The organism is uncultured Microscilla sp. (genome assembly GCF_947493425.1).
Lineage (GTDB): Bacteria > Bacteroidota > Bacteroidia > Cytophagales > Microscillaceae > Microscilla.
This window is the reverse complement of the sequence record NZ_CANLRP010000360.1, coordinates 1-2,289: the sequence shown is the minus strand read 5'-3', so window position 1 is coordinate 2,289 and position 2,289 is coordinate 1. Positions and strand designations below refer to the sequence as shown.

At 34.6% G+C, this 2,289-nt stretch carries 3 protein-coding genes; 2 read left to right on the top strand and 1 reads right to left on the bottom strand.

Annotated features, from left to right (window positions below; translation table 11 throughout):
• Positions 1 to 1,000 (top strand): RHS repeat-associated core domain-containing protein (locus Q0954_RS33695; RefSeq protein WP_299466401.1); only part of this gene is annotated, 1,000 nt, incomplete at its 5' end.
• A gap of 551 nt (positions 1,001 to 1,551) precedes the next feature.
• On the opposite strand, the gene Q0954_RS33690 is transcribed toward Q0954_RS33695, so the two are convergent.
• Entirely contained in the window at positions 1,552 to 1,899 is a 348-nt protein-coding gene (locus Q0954_RS33690) for a helix-turn-helix transcriptional regulator (protein ID WP_299466398.1), read from the bottom strand.
• Positions 1,900 to 2,077: 178 nt separating this feature from the next.
• Between Q0954_RS33690 and Q0954_RS33685 the strand changes: the two genes are divergently transcribed.
• A partial coding sequence (locus Q0954_RS33685; RefSeq protein ID WP_299466395.1) for a CHC2 zinc finger domain-containing protein occupies positions 2,078 to 2,289 on the top strand: 212 nt, incomplete at its 3' end.

Genomic DNA, 2,289 nt, shown 5'->3' with positions numbered 1-2,289 from the left:
AATTTTATTTCATTTGAAAGACCCAACGCCGAATATCGGAAGTTCGTTGGAGGTTACCGGAATTGCTCTGAATAAGAGTGATTTTGGGGACTATAGGTATGGGTTTAATGGTAAGGAAAAGGATACAGACATTAATTTTGGTGCTTATGATTTTGGAGCTAGGATTTATGATAGTAGGATTGCTAAATTCCTAAGTACGGATCGTTTTGAAAGCAAATTCCCTTATCAAAGCCCTTATGTTTTTGCAAGCAATACGCCTATTCAGGCAATCGATATTAATGGAGATTCAGTTTGGGTTACCCAAAGTAAGAAAGACCCAACTAAATTAACTCTGCATATTACAGGGAAAATTATTAATCTCTCTGGAAAAGAAGTAAATATGAATCGTGCCTTGTCTAATATAATGTCTTCAATACGTAATAGCTATGGAAAAAATGGCTTTGGTCATGAGGGAGTTAAGATTGGTGGGCAAACATTTGATGTATCTATTGACGCAAACTTTTCAGTTGCTAAAAAAATGGATGATGTCAAAGATAGTGATCATTTACTTGTACTTGCAACTTTCAGGGATGACTTGAAAAAGGTACCTCGTGGAATTACAAACGAATATGGAGGAAAAGTAGCATACCTTGACGCAGATCGTTTTAGAGGAGTTTTAGATGTATATTTCCTTTCTTATGGTGAGCGGACGGCAGCCCACGAATTGGGTCATACTCTAGGGCTTCCTCATAGGAGCGGATGGTGGAACTTAATGAAGCAAGGTGAGCATGGACATAGGGTTAGTAATAAAGAGATTGCAAAAGTTATAGATAGATTTAGAAGCGGTATGCAGAACCTTGGGAAGAATTATGAAAAGGTAGGTGGGTATAAATACCCGAGGCTTGATGGTATAACTCACCCCGAGGAAAACGGAATGCTTCCAGAAAGGTATGACCTGGGTAGGATTGTAAACAGGAAAGTTTTGCATAAAGCAGTAGTAAATTCATCGAAGAAAAAATAACATGAATTATGAAACCAAAAACAGTAATATACATAATTTGTATTGCTTTAATACTTTCTGCTTACTATTTATGGGAGTCTATACAAACGATAAAATTTTACTCTGTAGAAGAACGAAGAGTTCTTGCTCCTCAGATTGATTTGATGAGTTTGGAAGATGCAAAATCTTTAAGAGTTTTGTGTATCGTGATTCTGTTGAGTTTATTTATACTTTATAAATATAGACATCAAAAAACTATATCTGCTTTGATTATAGTAACTCAGATCGTTTTAGTGCTCTGTTACTTTCTGTTCTAACTAACCTGAATTAAACCAAATATATAAAGTGAAAGTGGATAACTTTCACAATAAAAACCAAAGCCCAAATCATGTAAAAATGGTTTGGGCTTTTTTTATTTCTTATGAACTGAAAAAGAGGTAGTTATGAGTTGTGTAAGTGGGTTTTTGTGTGTATATTTGTAGCCTTGATGTACTTTGGATGGTCATCAATATTGACCCTGTACTATTTATTTAGTGCAGGGTTTTTTGTTTCTTATGAAAAGGGGTGAAGTGTTATTTTGCTAACCTCTGCACTTGTCTTTTAGTAATGAGCGCATCCAAAAATGTTTTAATCAAGTTTTTATCTTCTTTATCTAATTGCTCTACTTTTCTGAACAACTGTAATAACTCCTTGTCCTGTAGTTGGGCTATAGCTTTCTCGTCTTGTGCTCCGTTCATCAAAAAATCAGTAGTTGTATTCAAAGCATCTGCTATTCTATTTAGAATATCAGTTGATGGTGTTGCTTTTTTTGTTTCATACCTTCCTATCTGTATATAGTTGATTCCAACCTTTTCCCCAAAAGCTTTTTGTGTCAAGCCTGCTTTAGTTCTGAGGTTTTTAATGCGTTCTCCTAGCTCCATATTATAATCAAGTAGTTATGTTATTTACTCAAATATAACGCTTAAATGGGGTAAAATCAATAAAAAAAATGTTGTTGAGTATATTTTTCATACTGTACGGTTGTTTTTAAATAAACTTATTAGTATGATTGCAATACTATTGAGTATAATTATTTTTTTTAACTTTACAAATAACGTCATGACCATCCAACAAATAAAATCTCAACTTTCTATTTCTACAGTTTTAAATCACTACGGCTTAAGTGTCAACGGAAGCAACCGCATGTGTTGTCCATTTCACGATGACAAAAAGCCGAGTATGGAGGTGTTCCCTAAGTCGGACACGGTATTTTGTTTTAGCAGCAATTGCGAGGTGCACGGAAAGCCTATAGATGTGATTGATTTTGTGAT

Bases quoted from the DNA above. Each gene is read 5' to 3' on its own strand.
- Q0954_RS33690 (WP_299466398.1), bottom strand. From the start codon at position 1,899: ATGGAGCTAGGAGAACGCATTAAAAACCTCAGAACTAAAGCAGGCTTG.